Consider the following 18,350-nt stretch of genomic DNA (forward strand, 5'->3'; position numbering starts at 1 on the left):
CACGCGTCAGGCGGACCGCGATGGGCACGAGCGAGGCGTCCGGCACCTGGCCGCGCAGGGTAGCGACGCCCTGGTCAACGGTGACGTCGACCGGAGGCGAGCCGCCAGGGAAGAGCAGCCCGACGATATCTCGACGGATCTCCTCCTCGATGTCCTCGTCACCGCGCATGAAGACCTTCAGCAGGTCACCACGGCTGACCACACCCGCCAGATGGCCTTCGGCGTCGATCACCGGCAGGCGTTTGACGTGCGCGTGCGCCATGGCCCGTGCCGCCTGCGCGAGCGTGGCGTCGGCGTGGACGGTCACCGCGGGGGTCGTCATCAACTGCTCAGCGGTCGTCGCGCCCGCCTTCGCAAGATCCCCCAGGCGCTGCAACTGCTCGATCCGGGCCGGGTCGCTGTCACGGAACTCCTCCTTGGGCAACAGATCGGCCTCCGAGACGACACCGATCACGCGCCCCTCGCCTTCGAGGACGGGCAGCGCGCTGACCTTCCACTGCTGCATGGTCTGGACGATCTCCTTGAAGGACGCGTCCCGACCCACAGCGACGACGGTATGTGTCATCACGTCACTGACAATGTGCGGGCTGTGCGGCATGGCGGCCTCTTCTCCGCGTACGACGCGACTTCCTACTGCCAGCGTCCGCCCACACCGCCCGAACCGGGATGGGCCGGAGGTCCCGGGATGCCTCCCGGCCCGCACTGACGACCGTACGAAGGAACGACAGGGCCACTCGGACCACACCCCGGAAGTCGGCCCCCGCCCGGCGGCCGCAGTCCACACATACTGGCCGAACGGGACAACCAGGAGGTCGGTGATGGCAGACGACGGCGCCGCGGTGATCGACAAGGTGGGGCTGAACACGCTGATCACCGCCCTGGCCAGGCGTGGTCGCACGGTCATCGGACCGACCGTCCGCGACGGAGCGATCGTTCTGGCCGAGCTCTCCAGCGGCGACGAACTCCCCTACGGCTGGGGCGTCGAACTGGAAGCGGGTCACTACCGGTTGCGGGAGCGAGCGGATGGCGCCGCCTTCGCGCACAGCGCGGGCCCGCAGTCCTGGAAGACCTTCCTGCACCCGCCACGGGAGCGGCAGTGGACCGCCGCTCGCACCGCCGACGGCGATTTGGAGTTCAACGAGGACCGGACACCGCCGCCCGCCTACGCCTTCCTCGGGGTGCGCCCTTGCGACCTGCGCGCCATCGCGGTGCAGGACCGGGTGCTGACCGCCGGGCCGCACGCCGACGCCCGGTACCGGGGGCGCCGCAGGCGGGCCTTCCTGGTCGCCGTGGAGTGCACGGAACCGGGCGCCACCTGCTTCTGCGTGTCCATGGGGACCGGCCCCGCCGTGGGCCCCGGCTACGACCTGGCGCTGACCGAGGTGCTCGACGACAACGGACACCGCTTCCTGATCCGCGCCGGTACCCAAGAGGGCGAGTCCGTACTGGCCGAACTGCCGCGACGCCCCGCCGACCCGGCCACCCGAACCGCGGCCCGTGAGCGGGTCGCCGAGGCGGCCGACCACATGGGCCGCACGATGCCGCCGGTCAACCTGCAAACGCTGATGCGCGACACACTGAACGCCGAGCGCTGGAACGACGTCACCGCACGATGCCTCACCTGCGGCAACTGCACGATGGTGTGCCCCACCTGCTTCTGTACCAGCACCGAGGACATCACCGACCTCACCGGTGACCACGCCGAGCGGTGGCGCCGCTGGGAGTCCTGCTACGACATTGACTTCACGCATCTGGCAGGCGCCGGCTCGGTCCGTAGCTCGCCGCGCAGCCGCTACCGGCAGTGGCTCACCCACAAGATCGGCACCTGGCACGACCAGTTCGGCAGCTCCGGATGCGTCGGCTGCGGCCGGTGCATCGTGTGGTGCCCGACCGGCATCGACATCACCGAGGAAGCGCATGCACTCAACGCGGAGCGGGCGGCGGCAACGGGGCAGCCGCGATGACGGACTTCCTCGGCTCCCTACCGCCCACCCTGCGTGGCTGGTTGCTCGGCTTCGCGCACGACGCCTCCTTCTCGGGCGACACCCGTCTGTTCGAGGAAGGCGGTGCGGCCGACCGCTTCTGGCTCGTGCGCACCGGGCTGATCGCGCTTGACGTGCACATCCCGGGGCGGGGCGCGGTCGTGGTCGAGACGATCGGTGACGGTGAACTGCTCGGCTGGTCCTGGCTGTTCGAGCCGTACCAATGGCACCTGGGCGCGCTGACCCGTACCGCCGTGGAGGCTTACGAGTTCGACGCTCCGCAGGTGCGCGCCGCGATGGACGAGGACCCGGCGGCCGGGCTGGCCCTGTTCCGCGCCATCGGCGACCAGGTGATCGGGCGGCGGCTCAAATCCGCCCGCACCCGGCTGCTCGACCTGTACGGACCACGATCCTTCGAGAGCGGCCCGGCCCGATGACGGTTCTCGCTCCGCATGCGTCCGTGGCGACGGTGCCCGTTCCGTACCGGGTGGTGGAGTGCTCGGCGGAGTCGGCGGACACCGCCACGATCGCTCTGGAGCCCGTGGGTTCGCCGCTTCCGGCCTTCGCACCGGGCCAGTACGCGATGGTCTATGCCTTCGGGGTCGGTGACATTCCGCTGTCGGTGTGTGGAATCGACGGGCACCGCCTCACCCACACCGTCCGTTCCGTCGGCGCGACCTCCGCGGCGCTGCGGTCGCTGCGGCCGGGTACCAGGGTGGGGGTGCGCGGCCCGTTCGGTACCGCATGGGACCTGGACGCCGCGTCCGGGCGGGACCTGCTGGTGGTGGCCGGCGGCATCGGTCTGGCGCCGCTGCGTCCCCTGGTACACGACGCGCTCGCCGCGCCGCAGCGCTATGGACGGCTGAACGTCCTGATCGGAGCGCGCACGCCCGGCGATCTGCTCTACACCGAGGAGTCGCGCCGATGGCGGGACGCCGCACGGACCTTGGTGACCGTCGACCGGCCCGACGCCACCTGGACCGGGGATGTGGGTGTGGTAACCGCGCTGCTCGACCGGGCGGCCTTCGATCCAGCCAACTCGGTGGCCTTCGTCTGCGGACCCGAAGTGATGATCCGGGCCACCGCCCGCGAGTTGGTCCACCGCGCGGTGGATCCGGACCGGATCCGGGTCTCCCTGGAACGCACCATGCACTGTGCGACCGGCCACTGTGGCCACTGCCAGCTCGGCCCGCTGCTGCTCTGCCGCGACGGCCCCGTCGTCACCTGGACTCACGCCCAAACACTTCTTTTCGTAAGGGAGTTGTGACATGTCGGCCGAAGGCGGTCGGCGGCCGAAGCTCGCCGTGTGGAAGTTCGCCTCCTGCGACGGCTGTCAGCTCACCCTGCTGGACTGCGAGGACGAACTGCTCGGCATCGCCGAGGAGACGGAGATCTCCTACTTCCTCGAGGCGTCCAGCGCCGCCGGTCCAGGCCCCTACGACCTGTCGCTGGTCGAGGGCTCGGTCACCACCCGGCAGGACGCCGAGCGGATCCAGCACATCCGCTCCGCCTCCCGACGACTGGTGACCATCGGCGCCTGCGCCACCGCCGGAGGCGTGCAGGCGCTGCGCAACTACGCCGATGTCGCCGAGTTCCGCACCGCCGTCTACGCCCGACCCGAGTACATCACCACGCTCGCCACCTCCACACCGATCAGCGCGCACGTCCCCGTGGACCTGGAACTGCGCGGCTGCCCCATCGACCGGGGCCAGTTGGTGGAAGTCATCACCGCGTTCCTCGCCGGGCGCAAGCCGGATGTTCCGGAACACAGCGTCTGCTTCGAGTGCAAGCTGCGCGGCACGCCCTGCGTGATCGTGGCGCACGGCACGCCCTGCCTCGGTCCTGTCACACACGCCGGATGCGGCGCGCTGTGCCCCGCGTACGGGCGGGGCTGCTACGGCTGCTTCGGCCCGTCCAACTCCACCAACTTTCCCGCGTTCATTCCGCTGTTGCGCCGTGACGGGATGGACACCCTCGACGTAGTACGGGTTTTGCGCACGTTCAACACCGCCTCCCCGGAGTTCGACGCCGCCTCGCGCGAGGAGACCCAACGGTGAAGACAAGGGAGTTGAAGCTCGGCGCCCTGGCCCGCGTCGAGGGAGAGGGCACGCTGCACCTACGCCTGCACGACGGTGAGGTCACCGAGGCCCGGCTGAGGATCTACGAACCGCCGCGCTTCTTCGAGGCGTTCCTGCGCGGCCGTGCCCACACCGAACCCCCGGACATCACTTCCAGAGTGTGCGGGATCTGCCCGGTGGCCTACCAGCTCAGCGCCTGCCGCGCCGTGGAGGACGCCTGCGGGGCCGTGGTCGACGGCCAGTTGGCGGCACTGCGGCGGCTGCTGTACTGCGGCGAGTGGATCGAGAGCCAGACCCTGCACATCCACCTGCTGCACGCGCCCGACTTCTTCGACTGCGACAGCGTCATCGAACTGGCCAGGGTCCAGCGCGCCGCCGTAGAACGCGGCCTACGGCTCAAACAGGCCGGAAACGCCATCATCGAGTTGCTGGGCGGCCGCTCGATCCACCCCATCAACATCCGCGTCGGCGGCTTCCACCGCGTCCCCGCCAAAACCGAACTCCGCCCGCTCGCCGAGCGGTTGCGCCGGGAACGGGACGCCGCGGTGGAGCTGGTGCGCTGGGTGTCGGGGTTCGACTTCCCTGACGCGGGGTGCGATCACGAACTGCTCGCCCTGGCCGAACCCGGCACCTACGCCATCGAGTCCGGCACCCCAACCGCCATGGACGCTCCGAGCGCGGCCGGGCTCCCGGCCGACACCGACCGCGCACTACCGACCCGGACCTTCGACGTCCACGACTTCGGCGACCACGTCGTCGAACGCCAGGTGCCTTACTCCACCGCACTCCATTCCGTACTGGACGGACGCCGCCACCTGACCGGCTCACTGGCCCGCTACGCCATCAGCGGCCGGTGGCTCACCCCCATCGCCCTGGAAGCCGCAAGGGACGCCGGGCTCGGTGACCCCCAACAGGGCACGGTGTGCCGCAATCCGTTCCGCAGCATCATCGTCCGAGCCGTCGAGGTGCTGTACGCCATCGACGAGGCACTGCGCATCATCGACACCTACGAGCCCCCGGCTCACCCCGCCGTGGCGGTCCCGCCACGAGCCGCCACCGGTCACGGGGCGACGGAAGCACCACGCGGTCTGCTGTACCACCGCTACACCCTGGACGCGCGGGGCACCGTCACCGACGCCAACCTCGTCCCGCCCACCGCCCAGAACCAGGGCGCGATCGAGGAGGACCTGCGCCGCACGGTACGGCACCTGTTGCGCACCGGTGAGCCCACCGACGCCGAGCTGACCGCCCTGTGCGAACGGGTCATCCGCAACCACGACCCGTGCATCTCCTGCTCGGCCCACTTCCTCGACCTCAGGGTTCGCCGGGGGGCTTGATGAGGAGTCAGCACGAGACGTGGGTACGGCCCCCTGGGGTGAACCCCGAAGAGGCGGCTGACCTCCTGCTGCGGGACCTGAGCAGTTCGTCCGCCGGGCTGTCGAGCATCGAGGCCCAGCGACGGTTGTCGCAGTATGGGCCCAACGCGTTGCGGCGACGCCGCGGGGTGCGTTGGCCGGTCGAGTTGGCGCGCCAGTTCACCCACCCCTTGGCACTGCTGCTGTGGCTGGCCGCCGCGCTGCTGGTCATCGTCGGTTCGCTGGTCGTCGCGGCGGCGGTCGTGCTGATCATCGTGCTCAACGCGGCCTTCGCGTTCATCCAGGAAGTCCACGCCGAGCGCGCGGTGGAGGCACTCGCCGAGTACATCCCGCAACGGGCCAAAGTCCTGCGAGACGGTGAGCCACGGGAGGTCGACGCGGCCGAACTGGTACCGGGTGACATCGCGATCATCGAGGAGGGGGATCGCATCGCGGCGGACATCCGCCTGCTCGCTGGTGCCATCGAAGCCGACATGTCGACGTTGACCGGGGAGTCGGTTCCCACGTTGCGTTCGGCTTCCATCCTGGACGTGGACGTCCCGGTTCTCAGGGCGCACGACCTGGTCTTCAGTGGCACGAACTGCACCGGCGGCGAAGCGCGTGGTGTCGTCTTCGCCACGGGGATGAGCACCGAACTCGGACGGATCGCGGCGCTGTCGGAGCGGGTCAAGCAGGAGCCGAGTCCGCTGGAACGCCAGGTCCGGCGGGTGGCCTGGCTGATCGCCGCAGTCTCGGTGGCGCTGGCGCTGGCGTTCATCCCCGTGGCCACCTTCGGTGTGCATCTGTCCTTGATCAACTCGCTGGTCTTCGCGGCTGGTCTGCTCGCCGGAATGGTGCCCGAGGGCCTGCTGCCGGTGATCACCTTGGCGCTGGCGGTGGCCGTCCGGGCGCTCGCCTCCCGGGGCGCGCTGGTGAAGCGGCTGAGCGCTGTGGAGACGCTCGGGTCGACCGATGTCATCTGTACGGACAAGACGGGCACGCTCACCGAGAACCGGATGCGGCCGATCGCAGTGTGGACCGCGTCCGGCGTTCACGACCTGGAAGCCGACTCGGGCACCACTGCGGCGGGTGAACTCCTGCCCACCCTGGCCCGCATCGCGTCGGCCTGCAACAACGCGCGGTTGACACCCGGTGAGGAGCCGAGTGGCGATCCGACCGAAGTGGCCGTCCTTCTCGCGGCCCGTGCGCTGGGAGCCGAGACGGACGCGGCCCATCGAGAGGGCAAGAGACGTTGGCAGTTCCATTTCGATCCCGAACTGAAGCTGATGTCCACCATCGACCGGGACGGCGATCGACTCGTGGTCCACACGAAAGGAGCGCCGGAGGCACTGCTTCCGCACTGCACGACGCTTCTTGGCCCCCAGGGGCGCCCAGTGCCGCTGGACGCCGCCCACCACGACCTGATCACCGCGCAGGTGAACGCTTTCGCCACCAACGGCCTACGAGTCCTCGCCCTGGCCGAGCGCCCGCTGCCCGCTGGAATCAGGCCGCCGCACCGGCGTGCGGACGCCGAGCACGAACTGTGCTTCGTCGGACTGATCGCCATGCTCGATCCCCCGCGTCCCGAGGTGGCCGAGGCCGTGGCGCGCTGCCGCACGGCGGGTATCCGCGTCATCGTCATCACCGGCGACCACCCGCTCACCGCCGCCGCGATCGCCCGCCGGGTGGGCATCAGCGGTGACAGTCCCACCACCGTCAGCGGCGAACAACTCGACCGCCTGACCGAGCCGGAACTGGCCCGACTACTGTCCAGCGAACCGGACATCATCTTCGCCCGCGCGTCTCCCGAGACGAAGCTGCGCATCGCCGACGCCCTGCGCGGCCAAGGACACGTGGTGGCGATGACCGGCGACGGAGTCAACGACGCCCCGGCGCTGCGCCGCGCGGACATCGGCGTCGCGATGGGACGCACCGGCACCGACGTCGCCCGGGAGGCGTCCACCATGGTGCTCACCGATGACAACTTCGCCTCGATCGTCGTAGCGGTGCGGGCCGGGCGGCGGATCTATGACAACGTCCGCAAGTTCATCATCTACATCTTCGCCCACGCGACACCCGAGGTCACACCGTTCCTGGTCTTCGCGCTCGGCGGCGGACTCGTTCCCCTGCCGTTGACGATCCTTCAGCTGCTCGCCTTCGATGTGGGCAGCGAGACCGCGCCCGCCCTCGCCCTGAGCCGGGATCCCGCCGAACCCGGCCTCATGCACCGCCCGCCACGCCCCCGCTCCGAAGGGGTGATCCGCGGTCCGATGCTGGTGCGCGCCTGGCTCTTCCTGGGGGTCATGGTCAGCGCACTGCAGATGGCCGGGTACTTCTACGTACTGTCCTCGGCCGGCTGGCACCCGGGAGCTCCCGTCGGCGAAGGCACACCCCTGCACCACGCCTATCGGCAGGCGACGACAATGACGTTCCTGGGCATGATCGCCGGTCAGATCGGTACGGCGTTCGCCGTCCGCACCCAGCGCGCCTCGCTCCGCTCGGTCGGCGTGTTGTCCAACCGCTACCTGCTGTGGGGCATCGCGGCCGAACTGTTCCTGGCGGCCGTGTTCGTCTACGCCCCACCGTTCCAGAGCCTGCTGGGCACCGCCGCCCTCCCGGTGGGCGACCTGCTCTTGCTGGTGCCCTACCCGTTCGTGGTCTGGGGCGCCGACGAGGCGCGTCGCTATCTGGTCCGTCGGCGCACCGCGCGGCACGGCTGAGGCTCAGCGCAGCCGACGCAGATACGGGTCCTGCGCGCGGCGGGGCAGCAACCGGACGCGGGCGTCGAGCGTCAGGACGCCGTCGGGACGGGCGACCACGGGGTTGAGGTCGGCCTCGGCGAGTTCGGGCAGATCGCACGCCATCCGCGACAGTCGCGACAAGAGCTGCTCCAGCCCCTCCAAGTCGACCGGCCCGCCCCCCCGTTGACCGAACAGCAACGGCGCACAGCGTGGCATACGGATCAGCGCGTGGACGTCACGGTCCGTCAGCGGCGCGAGCCTGGCCGCATGGTCAGCGAGCACATCGGTGACCGTACCGCCGAGACCGAACAGCACCAGCGGGCCGAACACCGCGTCCTGCACGATCCCTGCCACCAGTTCCACACCCCGCGGTGCCATCGGCTGCACCACCACACCGGTCATCACGTCCCCGAAGCGCGCCACGAGGCTGGCATGGGCTCGGCGTACAGCGACCTCGCCTGCCAGGTCGAGAGCGATCGCACCCTGGTCGCTCTTGTGCATCAGGCCTGGCCAGTGGGCCTTGAGCGCCACAAGTCCGTCGCGACCGGCCAGAAGCGCGGCGGCCCTGACCGCCTCCTCCTCGCTCTCCGCCCAACTCCAGGGCGACTGCCGAATGCAGTAGTACGAAAGGAGTTCAGCGCACTGGCGCGGATGCAGCCAGCCGCCCTCCGGGCGCTGCGCGAGGTAGGCGTCCACCAGCGACGTCGCACCCTCGCAATCGATGCCAGGCAGTTCCGGAATCGTCCCCGGTGGCTCGGCAAGCCACGCGGCACGGGTCACCGCGTGTGCGAGCGCTCGGGCCGCGGATGTGGCGTCGGCGTAAGCGGGCACCGCCCCGCCGCCCTCGGCACGCAGCAGGCGGACGGTTTCCGCCTGGTCGAGCAGAACCGCTGCCACCGGCCGGGAGCGGCGCCCGTTCAGGGCCAGGCGGGGATCATCACCAGTCGCTCTGACCAGCGCCGTGGGCACCAGCACGACCATCACCGCGTCGACACGGCCGTGGGTGGTGAGCCGGTCCACACAGGACCGCAGTGCGGAGGCACCCACAACCGCCGTGGCGTCGACCGGGTTCCCGGCGCAGGCTCCTTCGGGCAGATCGGCCAGGAGGCCGGCGGCCAAATTGGCGGGGAGTTCGGGGAGCGTCAACCCGGCCTCGACGCAGGCATCTGCGGCGAGCACTCCCGCACCGGCCGCGTTGGTCACCACGGCCACCGAGCCACCGGTGGGCAGCGGTTGGGAGTGCAACAGGGCCGCGGTGTCCAGGAGTTCGGCGATGGTGCGGGTAGCGGTGATCCCTGCCTGTGAGAACAGCGCACCCCGCGTCATGGTGGGCGTGGCCGCCGCGGCCGTGTGCGCGGCGGCGGCCCGGCGGCCAGCGGCGGAACGCCCGGCGTCCACGGTGAGCACCGGCATGCGCCGGGCCACCCGGCGTGCCGTACGGGAGAAGGCGCGCGGATTGCCGAAGGACTCCAGGTGCAGCAGGGCCAGTTCGGTGTGGCGGTCGCCCTCCCACCAGCACAGCAGGTCGTTGCTGGAGACGTCCAGCTTGTCGCCGAGCGAGACGAAGGAGGAGACTCCGATGCCGAGCCGCGACAGCCCGTCGAGCAGCGCCATGCCGACCCCGCCCGACTGCACGCCGACCCCGGCACTGCCCGGCAGTGGTGGGTGAGCGGCGAATGTCGCGTCCAACGCCACTGCTTCTTCTGTGTTGGCCAGGCCAAGGCAGTTCGGCCCCACCAGCCGCATGCCGTAGCGGCGGCAGACCTTCAGCAGTGCCGACGCTCCCTCGGCGTCGAACCCCGAGGCCAACACCACCAGCGCGCGGACGCCCCTACGGCCGCACTGCTCGGCGACGTCCGCCACGGCACCCGCGGGCACCGCGATCACCGCCAGGTCGGGTGGGTGTGGCAGGTCGCTCACGGACGGGTAGGCGGGCGTGCGAGCGATGGCGTGCGCATGCGGATTCACCGCGCAGACGCGCCCGTTGAACCGTCCGTGGCGGATGTTGCGCAGCACCGCCCGGCCGACCGAGGTGGTTTTGGTGCCCGCCCCGACGACGACCACGGAACGTGGTCTCAGCAGCGGTGACAGGCTCGCGCGGTCCGCGCTCGCCGCACGAAGGTCGAGGGCCGACAGATACGTCTCGTCCTCGTCCAGCCGTATGCTGCACCGCACTTCGGGCCCCTCGAAGTGCCGGGACACGCGCAGCCCAAGGTCCGCGAAGACCTTCAGCACCGCGGCGTTGTGGGCGAGCGCGTCAGCGGTGAACGTCGTGATCCCGGCCTCGCGGGCGGCGTGCACCAGGTGTTCCAGCAGCAGTGTGCCCACACCCCGGTGGTGCCAGGCGTCCGCGACCGCCACGGAGATCTCGGCGCTCGTCGAACCGGCGCGCGGATCGTCCGCCTCGTACTCCGCGATGCCCACCACCGCGTCGTCGACGACAGCGAGCAGCCCCTGATAACCGGGTTTGTCACAGTGAGCGACGCGCTCGGCCGCCTGCTCCGCCGGGCGGCGGCTCACGTCGAAGAACCGGAACCGAAGGTTCTCGTCGGACATGCACTCGTACAGCGCCCGCACGCCGTCACGGTCGCCGGTGCGTACCGGTCGGATCCGTACAGTCGTGCCATCGGCAAGCAGCGCATGTACGCCGTCTGCGGCGAGTGCCGAAGCCGTCATGTTGGTGCGCTCGATTCGTGTCAGGTTTCCGCCTTACCAGGTTGGGAGATCTCGATGTGCCGTGGCTTGGCGGCCTGAGCCTTGGGAATGGTCACCATCAGCAACCCTTCGCTCAAGGTGGCCTCGATTGCCGTATGGGCAGCGTCATCGCGGTTCACCTCCGCGAACCGATGGCGTTCGGGCGATTCCCATGCTGCTCGCCTTGCCCCCACCGGGCCAGTCGTACGGCCATACCGCCCTAGACCAGGTCCAGCCATCGGGCGTGACCAGGCGCGACGCTGACCTCCCGATGTGGGAGGACGACGCGGATCGGCTGTTCTTCGGAGGACGGGACGCTGATGCGCAGTTGTCCGGGCCGCATGTGCAGAGCCACGCCCCAGTGCCCTCGGTAGCGGATGGAGAAGCTGAACTCCGACAGTTCGGGCACCGGGGCGGGGTCCAGCCACAGCGCGTCCTCCCGGGTTTCCAGACCGGTCAGGCCGCGCTGCACGAGATCCAACGTCCCGGCCATGGCACCCAGGTGAATGCCTTCAGCCGTGGTTCCCCCCTGGAGATCGGTCACGTCTTCGGCGAGCGCGTCCTGCAGGTACTGCCACGCTCCGGCGCGCCGGGTCCGGGTGAGCACCCAGCCGTGCACGAGCTCGCTCAGCGTGGAGCCGTGGCTGGTGCGGCGCAGGTAGTAGTCGACGGTCTTCCGCCAGGTGTCGTCGTCCACGTCGTAGCCCAGCAACCGGAACAGACGCGAGAGCTCGCCAGGCGAGAACAGGTAGCCGAGCATGAGAACGTCGGCCTGTTTGGATGCCTTGTACCGGTTGGTCGTGTCGCCCTCGCCCTCCAGGATCCGGTCCAGACGCTGGATGCCGCCATAGCGGTCGCGGTACTTCTGCCAGTCCAACTCCACGAGCTCCGCGTAGCCGTCGAACTGGCTGACCACCCCTTGGTGGAAGGGCACACGCAGTTTCCGGGACACCTCCTCCCAGCGGTCCAGCTCCTCAGTGCCCAGGGCGATGCGCTCGAAGAGTTCCTGGCGGCGGGGCACCGGCAGGGTGCGCGCCAGATCGAGGGCGCGGTGCAGCACCCAGGCGGCGGTGACGTTGGTGTACGCGTTGTCGTCGAGGCCAGGCTTGGTGGCGTCCGGGTAGGCGTCGTGGTACTCGTCGGGACCGACTACGCCGCGGATCCGGTACCGCCCGCTTCCAGCGTCGAGCTCGGCGGCGCTGGCCCAGAAGCGAGCGATCTGAAGCAGTATCTCGGCCCCCTTGGTGTGCAGGAACTCGGTGTCGCCGCTGGCCTGGCAGTACTGCCACACGTTGTAGGCCACGGCCGAGCCGACGTGGTGCTGGAGCCGGGAGTGGTCGGGCAGCCAGCGACCGGAACGCGGGTTGAGGTGCAGCGTCTGCGCCTCCTCCCGGCCGTCGCTGCCGCACTGCCAGGGGAACATCGCACCGTCTCGCCCGGCCTCGCGGGCCGCGCGGCAGGCCTGGGGCAGCCTTCGGTGGCGGTACACGAGCAGTGCTCGGGAGACTTCGGGAAAGTGCAGGTTCAGGAAGGGCAGTACGAACAACTCGTCCCAGAAGACATGGCCGCGGTACGCCTCGCCGTGCAGTCCCCGTGCGGGCACGCCGACGTCGAGTTCCGCGGTGTGCGGCGAGAGCGTCTGGAGCACATGGAACAGGTGCAGGCGCAGGATCCGCCCCGCCTCCCCCCGCACCCGCAGCTCCGCCCGCTGCCAGAGGTGCTCCCACGCCGCGTGGTGTGCAGCGAGCAGCTCCGGGAACGCCATCGCGGTGCCGGCGCGGTCCAGGGCGGCGTGCAGCGGGTCGCTGATCGCCGTGTCCCGCGAGGTGTGCAGGGCGACGGTCTTGTCGACGTACACCGCTTTGGCTCGCCTGACCGGCACGACGAGCAGCTGTGTGACGCTCCGGGGCCGCAGCTCGGCGCGTGGTCGTACGGCCGAGCGCGTGCCCGTCGTGGCACGGGTACGCGCGGCCATGGCAATGGCGATGTCCGACGTGGACGTACGGCAGTGCAGCCACACCGTCTCGGGATCGACGGCACCCGTCCGCCAGTCAGTCAGGTGGTGGCCTTCGAAGTCGCGGTAGCGGGCGACGCCCGCGTTGGTGACGTCTCCGTCGATGGCGGACTCGACATCGAGTTCACCCGCCCAGTTCTGCGCGGTGAAGCGGGTGCGCAGGGCAGCCAGATGGGGGTCTGCCATGTGGACCAGGCGCTGCTGGTCGACGGCCAGGCCACGGCCTTGGTCGTCGACGAAGAGCATGTGCCGGGTGAGCACGCCGCGGCGCAGGTCGAGGCTCTGCCGGTACTCCCGCAGGTAGCCGTCGTCGGCGTGGAACCACCCACCGCTCCCGGCGTCCGTGGCGTGGATCCGGAACCGTAGCGGCAGCCAGTTGGGGAGGTTCACCAGGTCCTCGTTCTCGACCTGTCGTCCGGCGACGGTCGAGACCAGCCGGTTGTAGCAGCCCGCGGCATACGTCCCGGGGTAGTGTGCCGGTCCCATCGAGGACTCGCTGGCGGCGCCGCGAGTGGCGAAGTAGCCGTTGCCCAGGGTGCACAACGCTTCCCGCAGCCGTTCCTGGGCCGGGTCGTACCCCTCGTACTCCCAGGCCCAGTCAGACATGCCCGGCCTTCCGACCCGGCGCGTCAGGCGCGCCCGCCGATGCCATCAGCCCACCTGGATCAGGCGGCCGGTGATGTGTTCCGGTTCGACGCGGATCCAGGTGTCGCGGTCGCCGCCCGCCCAGGGCTTGCTGTGTGCTTCCGCGACCAGCCGTGCGATGGTCGCGGGGTCGGTGACCCGCTGGGCCATCCCGACGACCAGCACGCTCCATCCCTGACTCAGCGCCTCGTCGATGTGGTCCACCTCGAAGGCGACCTTGGTTCCGGACGCCGACGCGGGCGCGGTGCCCGGCGCCGTTCTGAACACCACCGCGTCATCGATGACGGAGTAGTTCACGGGGATGATGGCCGGTCCCGCCTCGGTCGTCACGGAGACCCGCCCCACGCCATGGGTGGCGAGCCGGGCACGGCACTGCGCCTCGTCCAACGCCACCAGCTCAGGGTGGTACGCGGCCTCGCCGAGCCCCGGCGGCAGGTCAGCGTCGCCACCACACAGCTCCATCACGGTGGTCTCCAACGCCCCGGCGACCCGCAGCAACAACCCGACGTCGGGCAGAGCTGGATGCTCCTCGACGTACCTGATGTACCCCGCCGCCGCACCGGCCCGAGCGGCCACCTCGTCCCGCGTCAACCCCAGCTCCTGACGCCGCGCAGCCACCCGACGCCCGAAGTCACTGCGCTCCGGCCCGCCGGTCCGGGGTTCCTTGCCGGATGGTTCCTGCTCTGACATGGCGGTTCACTTTCTCCGCTCGGGTCTCCACACACCGAGTGGGCGGCACTCCTGTCGGGACCACCGGTGACTGCGCTGCTGACGTGGCCTGACCTCAGGATGGGATGGGTCGCCCGGATGCGCCACCGCGGGCCCGGGGGGCGTTCAGCGGCGGCAGCCCATGCGGTCGCGCGGCCTCGCGCCGGCGTGAGCAGGGAAGCCGCGGGAGGATCGAATCCTTCCCTGACGTCCCGCGTTCCGGACCGTAACCCCGAAGCGCTGGCCGTGGGCCCGCGGGTCTGAGACCTCTCAGGCGGTCGTTCAGCGCTGGCGGGATGCCGCTGGCTCTGATCCCCTGGAAGGGGAGTAGCCAGGCGGCGTCGGCGACGCCTACCGGTGCGGACACCAACGGGCAGACATGCGGAGGAACGAGCGTGCACGGCGAAGGAATGCCGCCAAAGGACTCAGCCAGCGCCTCGTCCCAGGGCGACACCATGGCCACCCGCGCCTCCGTGCGTCGTCGGCAGCTCGGGATGACGCAGGAGGAGCTGGCCCGCCGGGCCGGCATGTCCGTCGCCTATCTGCGCCAGCTCGAGAGGTCCAGCGACGACTTCGACACCGCCGCCCTCATGCGGCTGGCGGCCGCCTTGGAGATGCCCTACGAGGAGCTGATGGCGGGCCGCCGCGACGCAGCGCCTGGTCAGCAACCCGCGGCGGCTCATCCCGTGCTCATACGGCTGTCCGAACGCGAGTGCTGGGAGCGACTCGGCACACACGGCATCGGCCGCCTGGGGCTCTCGTCAGACACCGGTCCCGTGGTGCTCCCGGTCAACTTCCTGGTGGACGCCCACACCATCGTCTACCGCACCGACCCGGAGGGTGCGGCCGCGGTGTCCGCCGGAGACCAACTCGCCTTCGAAACCGACCACCTTGACGAGCAGTCGAGGAACGGATGGAGCGTACTTGTGACCGGCACAGCAGACCACGTCACCGACCCCGACGTCGTGCGCACTCTGGCTGACCGGCCAGGGGCCCAGCCCTGGGCAGGGGGCCGACGCGACCTGTGGATCCGCATCACACCCAGCGAGGTGACGGGTCGGACCATCGGGACGGTGTGACGCCACGACCAGGCCGCGTGCCATCGCCGTCGGGGATGACTGCTGAGGTCGGCACACCGCGAAATGGGGACGGCGCTCGACCACGCACCCACGCCGATACCGCCGTCACCGCTCCGTCTTGCAGCAGCCCTCAGCCGTTCTTCACTCGCCTCATCAGGCACCTCCGGTTCTGGATCAACTGACCGCTGGTCGCCCGACCCTGAACCGGACACAGCTGGTCGTTCGCCGTTGTCCGCCCGCACCAGGGCCACCAGCATGGGGCGAGAGATTAGCCGGGGCGTTGCCAGTCGATCGCCTGGACCGCCGTGCTCAACCACTGCGGGCGGGGATGGTTGCGGGCCCCACAGGCCGCGTAGCCAGCTCGATGTCCTGGTGACGGTGACCGCGAGCCTCTTCGTCGAGAAACCGAGCCACAACTGGTGGATGGCGACCACCCCCCGTCAGCCTCGCCTCCCCGCGCGACTGGATGTACGGCCAGGGTGAGGGGCTCGTCGGCCCTGAGGGTGACAGGTTGAACCCTGGGTGTTCTGGCGGCCGACCCGGCCGTACGCCCCTCCATTCGGGTGACTTGGCGTCAACGTTATTGCAGGCCCGCTCACTCTGATGGATTACTGAGTATGTCTAATCCGGTGGGCTGCCCATCCTCTCCGGGGGAGTGGCAAGCGGCCTATTCGTTTACCCGGCCACGGCTCTTGTGGTGGCGGCGGCTGATGTGCCGCGTGGGCTCCCTTGGCTGAGGACGACGTGGATCGACCAGCCATTGCTGTTCGTTGGTGCTGGTTGGTGTGGTGGCTCGCAACCTCACGCAGGGAGCGTGTCATGCCAACTGCCCGCAAGCTATGGTCCGTCATGGGTGTCGGTGCCCTATCTGCGGCGCTGGCCGCGGCCCCGACCACCGCACACGCCCAGGTCCCGGTGTTGTGCAGCGAGACCGCGTTGGTGAACGCGATCAACGGGGCGAACGCGAACGGCGGAGACACCCTGCTCCTGACTCCGGGCTGCACGTACACGCTGACCAGCGCGCACGGCAGCGCGTCGGACGGGCCGGTGGGACTGCCGCCGATCACCACCCCGATCACCATGCTGGGGATGGGAACCAACATCACCCGCGACCCGTCCGCCTCCGCCTTCCGGATCCTGGAGGTCGACGGGACCGCCAATGTGCCGGGGACCAAGGGCCAGCTCAACATGACCGGGATCACCATCAGCGGCGGCAACGCCGTGGCTCCCTTCCCCGGCGGAGGCATCGCCGACCGAGGCGGTGCGGTGTCCCTGACGGCGGGCAGCGTCACCGGCAACACCGCCATCGCCGGTGGCGGCATCTACGTCGACAACGGCAGCGTCACCCTGATGACCAGCAGCGTCACCGGCAACACCGCCACCAACTCCGGCGGCGGCATCTACGTCAACTCCGGCGCGGTGAACTTGCTGGTCAGCAAAGTCAACGGCAACACCCCGGACAACTGCGCCCCATTGGGCAGTGTGCCCGGCTGCACCGGCTGACCGGCTCGATCAGAGTCCGCAACCGGCGTCGCCCCTACAGGAGGCTCTCCCCGCGGCGACGGTGCACGGCAGCCGGCGGGTAGCCACTGCCCAATGTGTCCCACTGAAGGTGAAGTTATCGGTGGGCAGGTGGGCGCGATGGGCATCGTGATGCGGCTCACCGGCGGCGGCCATACGTAACGAGGCTCGGTGCCCTGGGATCCCAGGGCCGTCTTCAGCTCGTCGCGTCTCGCTCATCCACGTCAGTCCAGCGTCACTCACGCACGTCACACGAAGGAGGCAGTCATGCCCATCTCCCCGAACCAGGGTTCCACCGGTGGCGGGACCGTGGTCACCATCACCGGCACCAATCTCAGCGGTGCCACCGCCGTGCACTTCGGATCCAAACTCGGTACCATCACCGCCAACACGGCCACCTCGATCACCGTGACCTCACCTTCCGGTACCGGCACGGTCCCGGTGACGGTCACCACCCCCGGCGGCACCAGCAACCCGGTGTCGTTCTTCTACGTCGGCGCGCCGTTCAAGTCCAGCATCACTCCCGTCTCCGGTGTCACCGCCGGCGGCAACACCGTCACCATCAACGGCACCGGCCTGTCCACGGCCACCGCGGTGCACTTCGGCACCGCCGCCGCGACCCCGACCGTGGTCAACGACAGCCAACTGACCGTCACGGTGCCCGCGGGCACGGCGGCTGGCCCGGTGGGCGTCAGCGTCACCACCGCTGGCGGCACCAACAACGGCCTGTCGTACACCTACGTCGACGTGCCCACCATCACCTCGGTGGCCCCAGCCTCCGGTCCGACGTCCGGGGGAACCGCGGTTACCATCACCGGCACGAACCTGACCACCACCCAGTCGGTCACCTTCGCGGGCGCGCCCGCGCCGTTCTCCGTCATCAGCGACACCACCCTCTCCGCGGTCACCCCGCCGGGAACCGCCGGTGCCGCGAACGTTGTCGTCACCACCAACGCGGGCAGCGTCACCGACACCGGCGGCTTCACCTACACCGCCGGGCCCGGCATCTAACCCGCCGCCCAAGCCGCTGACGGCCTGGTCCCTCGCGACCAGCCGCACGGACCGCCCACCTGGGCAGGGTGTCGTCCCACGCCCCTGCCCAGGTGGGCCCCACTGCACGCCGTGACGAGGCTCGGTCGGCCTTCCCACCGGCCAGTCGGCCGGGGCTCTCCAGGAGCGTCTTGCCGACGGTCGGGCTGGCTTGCGGCTTTCCGGTGCGTGATCTCGCGGACACCTCAACTCCTGCGCGCCCGAGGAGTAACCAGGCTGGGACGGGGCGCGTCGACAGACCCCGAGCACCGACCCGGGCACCGACTGGCAGGCCGCCACCGCAGCCGAAGCGGGATCGGTCGACTACCTGCCCGGATGGAGAAACTTCCCGGCGGTGGCCGACCCCCAGAACGGCTCCGGTGACGTGGACGTTGCAGCAGCAGCAGCCCACCGCTGGTGGGATGGCCAGTTTCCCGGTGTGCGCACCGACACGAATGAGGCAGCATCGGCGTGTCACAGCACGCGCCTGATCGCACTACCGAA

14 protein-coding genes are annotated in these 18,350 nt (G+C 70.0%); 9 read left to right on the forward strand and 5 right to left on the reverse strand.

The window, feature by feature from the left end; translation table 11 throughout:
* The coding region (locus P3G67_RS05520; protein ID WP_276092453.1) for a CBS domain-containing protein at nt 1-598 on the reverse strand (598 nt) is incomplete at its 3' end.
* A 220-nt stretch (nt 599-818) separates the two neighbouring features.
* Here P3G67_RS05520 and P3G67_RS05525 point away from each other — a divergent pair.
* From P3G67_RS05525 to P3G67_RS05550, 6 genes are read left to right on the forward strand one after another with little or no spacing between them, the layout of a single operon-like run.
* Nucleotides 819-1,964: a 4Fe-4S dicluster domain-containing protein gene (locus tag P3G67_RS05525; protein WP_276092454.1), complete on the forward strand. Its 1,146-nt coding sequence runs from the start codon at nt 819-821 to the stop codon at nt 1,962-1,964.
* Nucleotides 1,961-2,419 (forward strand): Crp/Fnr family transcriptional regulator, encoded by a 459-nt coding sequence (locus tag P3G67_RS05530; protein WP_276092455.1) that lies wholly within the window; start codon nt 1,961-1,963, stop codon nt 2,417-2,419. The genes P3G67_RS05525 and P3G67_RS05530 overlap by 4 nt, the downstream gene beginning before the upstream one ends.
* A gap of 23 nt (nt 2,420-2,442) precedes the next feature.
* A complete protein-coding gene (locus tag P3G67_RS05535; protein WP_276092456.1) occupies nt 2,443-3,249 on the forward strand; it encodes an FAD/NAD(P)-binding protein in 807 nt (268 codons plus the stop codon).
* Nucleotide 3,250: 1 nt separating this feature from the next.
* Nucleotides 3,251-4,039: an NADH-quinone oxidoreductase subunit B family protein gene (locus tag P3G67_RS05540; RefSeq protein ID WP_276092457.1), complete on the forward strand. Its 789-nt coding sequence runs from the start codon at nt 3,251-3,253 to the stop codon at nt 4,037-4,039.
* Nucleotides 4,036-5,397, forward strand: coding sequence for a Ni/Fe hydrogenase subunit alpha (locus tag P3G67_RS05545; protein ID WP_276092458.1), 1,362 nt, complete (start codon nt 4,036-4,038; stop codon nt 5,395-5,397). The genes P3G67_RS05540 and P3G67_RS05545 overlap by 4 nt, the downstream gene beginning before the upstream one ends.
* Before the next feature lie 38 nt (nt 5,398-5,435).
* Nucleotides 5,436-8,135 (forward strand): cation-translocating P-type ATPase, encoded by a 2,700-nt coding sequence (locus P3G67_RS05550; RefSeq protein ID WP_276092459.1) that lies wholly within the window; start codon nt 5,436-5,438, stop codon nt 8,133-8,135.
* A 3-nt stretch (nt 8,136-8,138) separates the two neighbouring features.
* Here the strand turns inward: P3G67_RS05550 and P3G67_RS05555 are convergent, their stop codons facing one another.
* From P3G67_RS05555 to P3G67_RS05570, 4 genes are all read right to left on the reverse strand, one after another.
* Complete coding sequence (locus tag P3G67_RS05555; protein WP_276092460.1) at nt 8,139-10,832, reverse strand: bifunctional acetate--CoA ligase family protein/GNAT family N-acetyltransferase; 2,694 nt, start codon at nt 10,830-10,832, stop codon at nt 8,139-8,141.
* Between the two features lie 20 nt (nt 10,833-10,852).
* Entirely contained in the window at nt 10,853-10,990 is a 138-nt protein-coding gene (locus P3G67_RS05560) for an Hsp20 family protein (RefSeq protein WP_276092461.1), read from the reverse strand.
* 80 nt (nt 10,991-11,070) lie between these two features.
* Nucleotides 11,071-13,470, reverse strand: a complete 2,400-nt coding sequence (locus P3G67_RS05565) for a glycoside hydrolase family 65 protein (RefSeq protein WP_276092462.1) — start codon at nt 13,468-13,470, stop codon at nt 11,071-11,073.
* Nucleotides 13,471-13,515: 45 nt separating this feature from the next.
* Nucleotides 13,516-14,199 (reverse strand): helix-turn-helix domain-containing protein, encoded by a 684-nt coding sequence (locus tag P3G67_RS05570; RefSeq protein ID WP_276092463.1) that lies wholly within the window; start codon nt 14,197-14,199, stop codon nt 13,516-13,518.
* Nucleotides 14,200-14,612: 413 nt separating this feature from the next.
* Between P3G67_RS05570 and P3G67_RS05575 the strand changes: the two genes are divergently transcribed.
* The 3 genes from P3G67_RS05575 to P3G67_RS05585 all read left to right on the forward strand — a co-directional run bounded on the left by P3G67_RS05575 (nt 14,613) and on the right by P3G67_RS05585 (nt 17,828).
* On the forward strand, nt 14,613-15,296 hold the full coding sequence (locus tag P3G67_RS05575; RefSeq protein ID WP_276092464.1) for a pyridoxamine 5'-phosphate oxidase family protein: 684 nt from the start codon (nt 14,613-14,615) through the stop codon (nt 15,294-15,296).
* 819 nt (nt 15,297-16,115) lie between these two features.
* The gene (locus P3G67_RS05580) at nt 16,116-16,799 is read left to right on the forward strand and encodes a hypothetical protein (RefSeq protein ID WP_276092465.1); all 684 of its coding nucleotides are present in this window, start codon (nt 16,116-16,118) and stop codon (nt 16,797-16,799) included.
* 285 nt (nt 16,800-17,084) lie between these two features.
* Nucleotides 17,085-17,828 (forward strand): IPT/TIG domain-containing protein, encoded by a 744-nt coding sequence (locus tag P3G67_RS05585; RefSeq protein WP_276092466.1) that lies wholly within the window; start codon nt 17,085-17,087, stop codon nt 17,826-17,828.
* Nucleotides 17,829-18,350: the final 522 nt, after the last annotated feature.

The sequence above is a fragment of the Streptomyces silvisoli genome (genome assembly GCF_029269905.1).
Lineage (GTDB): Bacteria > Actinomycetota > Actinomycetes > Streptomycetales > Streptomycetaceae > Streptantibioticus_A > Streptantibioticus_A silvisoli_A.